This is a genomic window from Alcanivorax sp. P2S70, from assembly GCF_000475295.1.
GTDB lineage: Bacteria > Pseudomonadota > Gammaproteobacteria > Pseudomonadales > Alcanivoracaceae > Alcanivorax > Alcanivorax profundi.
In genome coordinates this window covers 1-3,583 of record NZ_AXBZ01000033.1, presented here as the reverse complement: position 1 = coordinate 3,583, position 3,583 = coordinate 1, and the positions used below count along the sequence as shown (strand labels likewise).

The following is a 3,583-nucleotide window of genomic DNA, read 5'->3' as shown; positions in this document are numbered from 1 at the left end:
GCGGCTGGCGTGATTATGGCCTACTTAGGTAGCGAGCACGCTCGCTATCCCTTCGGGACGCCTGCGGCGCCTCACCCTGGCACCTTCGGTGCATCGGGTGTCACATGGCAGCGCGAGCACTGCGAGGCAGGGAGAGGAGATCAGCGTGATCCTAAACCCAACAAAAAACCCCCGTCACTTTCGTGGCGGGGGTCTTTTGTTTAGTTTAAGAGCCTGACGATGACCTACTCTCACATGGGGAAGCCCCACACTACCATCGGCGATGTGTCGTTTCACTTCTGAGTTCGGCATGGGATCAGGTGGTTCCAACACTCTATTGTCGTCAGGCAAACTGGTTTGGTTTTCCTGATGAGATCAGGAGGACCAAATAGGTTGCCTTACCGGTCGACTACTTGACTGACCGGCAAAGCCAAATTGGGAACGAGAAGTTTGCTATTCATGATTAGCAAGCTGACTTCTGACACCTTGTCTTTACGCTGTCCTGACTAGTGGAGTCTTGGGACTGCTTTGGTGTTATATAGTCAAGCCTCACGGGCAATTAGTACTGGTTAGCTTCACGCCTTACAACGCTTCCACACCCAGCCTATCAACGTTGTGGTCTTCAACGGCCCTTCAGGGGAATCAAGTTCCCAGGGAGATCTCATCTTGAGGGAGGCTTCCCGCTTAGATGCTTTCAGCGGTTATCCCGTCCGAACATAGCTACCCGGCAATGCCACTGGCGTGACAACCGGAACACCAGAGGTTCGTCCACTCCGGTCCTCTCGTACTAGGAGCAGCTCCTCTCAAATCTCCAACGCCCACGGCAGATAGGGACCGAACTGTCTCACGACGTTCTAAACCCAGCTCGCGTACCTCTTTAAATGGCGAACAGCCATACCCTTGGGACCGGCTTCAGCCCCAGGATGAGATGAGCCGACATCGAGGTGCCAAACACCGCCGTCGATATGAACTCTTGGGCGGTATCAGCCTGTTATCCCCGGAGTACCTTTTATCCGTTGAGCGATGGCCCTTCCATACAGAACCACCGGATCACTAAGACCTGCTTTCGCACCTGCTCGACTTGTAGGTCTCGCAGTCAAGCACCCTTCTACCTTTACGCTCGTTGCACGATGTCCGACCGTGCTGAGGGTACCTTTGTGCTCCTCCGTTACTCTTTGGGAGGAGACCGCCCCAGTCAAACTACCCACCACACAATGTCCCCGACCCGGATAACGGGCCTGGGTTAGAACCTCAAACATGCCAGGCTGGTATTTCAAGGACGACTCCACAATGACTGGCGTCACTGCTTCAAAGTCTCCCAGCTATCCTACACAAGCAGGCTCAAAGTCCACTGTGAAGCTGTAGTAAAGGTTCACGGGGTCTTTCCGTCTAGCCGCGGGTACACAGCATCTTCACTGCGATTTCGATTTCACTGAGTCTCGGGTGGAGACAGCGCCCCCATCATTACGCCATTCGTGCAGGTCGGAACTTACCCGACAAGGAATTTCGCTACCTTAGGACCGTTATAGTTACGGCCGCCGTTTACCGGGGCTTCGATCAAGAGCTTCGCCGAAGCTAACCCCATCAATTAACCTTCCGGCACCGGGCAGGCGTCACACCCTATACGTCCGCTTACGCGTTTGCAGAGTGCTGTGTTTTTAATAAACAGTTGCAGGGGCCTTTTCACTGCGACCGCCAATAGCTTAGGGAGTAAATCCCATCACCGTCAGCGGCGTACCTTCTCCCGAAGTTACGGTACAATTTTGCCTAGTTCCTTCACCCGAGTTCTCTCAAGCGCCTTAGAATACTCATCCCAACCACCTGTGTCGGTTTGGGGTACGGTTCCTTATAACCTGAAGCTTAGAAGATTTTCCTGGAAGCATGGCATCAACCACTTCCCGGTCACAAAGGACCAGTGGTCTCGACTCTCAGCCTTAAGGTGCCGGATTTGCCTAACACCTCAGCCTACAGCCTTTCCCCGGGACAACCAACGCCCGGTAGGCATAGCCTTCTCCGTCTCTCCATCGCAGTTATAAGAAGTACAGGAATATTAACCTGTTTCCCATCAGCTACGCATTTCTGCCTCGCCTTAGGGGCCGACTCACCCTGCGCCGATTAGCGTTGCGCAGGAAACCTTGGTCTTTCGGCGTGGAGGTTTTTCACCCCCATTATCGTTACTCACGTCAGCATTCGCACTTGTGATACCTCCAGCATGCTTCTCAACACACCTTCACAGGCTTACACAACGCTCCCCTACCCAGCAGAACAAGTCTGCTGCCGCAGCTTCGGTATCCAGTTTTAGCCCCGTTACATCTTCCGCGCAGGCCGACTCGACTAGTGAGCTATTACGCTTTCTTTAAAGGGTGGCTGCTTCTAAGCCAACCTCCTAGCTGTCTGAGCCTTCCCACATCGTTTCCCACTTAACTGGAATTTGGGGACCTTAGCTGGCGGTCTGGGTTGTTTCCCTCTCCACGACGGACGTTAGCACCCGCCGTGTGTCTCCCGGATAGTACTCACTGGTATTCGGAGTTTGCATCGGTTTGGTAAGTCGGGATGACCCCCTAGCCGAAACAGTGCTCTACCCCCAGTGGTATTCGTCCGAGGCGCTACCTAAATAGCTTTCGGGGAGAACCAGCTATCTCCGAGCTTGATTAGCCTTTCACTCCGATCCACAGGTCATCCGCTAACTTTTCAACGGTAGTCGGTTCGGTCCTCCAGTGCGTGTTACCGCACCTTCAACCTGCCCATGGATAGATCGCCCGGTTTCGGGTCTAATCCCAGCAACTAAACGCCCTATTAAGACTCGGTTTCCCTACGGCTCCCCTAAACGGTTAACCTCGCTACTGAAATTAAGTCGCTGACCCATTATACAAAAGGTACGCCGTCACCCCACAAAGAGGGCTCCGACTGCTTGTACGTACACGGTTTCAGGTTCTATTTCACTCCCCTCTCCGGGGTTCTTTTCGCCTTTCCCTCACGGTACTGGTTCACTATCGGTCAGCCAGGAGTATTTAGCCTTGGAGGATGGTCCCCCCATGTTCAGTCAAAGTTTCACGTGCTCCGACCTACTCGTTTTCACTTGATCAGGTTTTCGAATACGGGGCTATCACCCACTATGGCCGGCCTTCCCAGACCGTTCTTCTAACCATTCACAAGCTTAAGGGCTAATCCGCGTTCGCTCGCCGCTACTGACGGAATCTCAATTGATTTCTGTTCCTAAGGGTACTTAGATGTTTCAGTTCCCCTCGTTCGCCCCCTACACCTATGGATTCAGTGCAGGGTACCTGCCTTATGACAGGTGGGTTTCCCCATTCGGAAATCTCCGGGTCAAACAGTTGTTTGCCACCTAACCGGAGCTTATCGCAGGCTACTACGTCCTTCATCGCCTCTGGCTGCCAAGGCATCCACCGTGTACGCTTAATCACTTGACTATATAACCCAAAACAGTCTCTTCATCGCCCGCCTTTCGACTGGCAACTCCAATCCCGCCCAGGTCATTCATCGTGATAACGATTCACCATAAAGACACAAGTGTCAGAAAGTCTCTAACGCTTGCATTCTCAATGAATACTTGGACTTCTCATTTCCCAAATTTTTAAAGAGC

The 3,583-nt window shown here is 52.9% G+C and carries 2 rRNA genes; both read right to left on the bottom strand.

Annotated elements, in window-relative coordinates:
* Positions 1-211: 211 nt before the first annotated feature.
* Positions 212-327 (bottom strand): 5S ribosomal RNA (gene rrf, locus Q672_RS27230).
* 190 nt (positions 328-517) lie between these two features.
* A 23S ribosomal RNA gene (locus Q672_RS27225) occupies positions 518-3,410 on the bottom strand.
* Between the last annotated feature and the right edge of the window lie 173 nt (positions 3,411-3,583).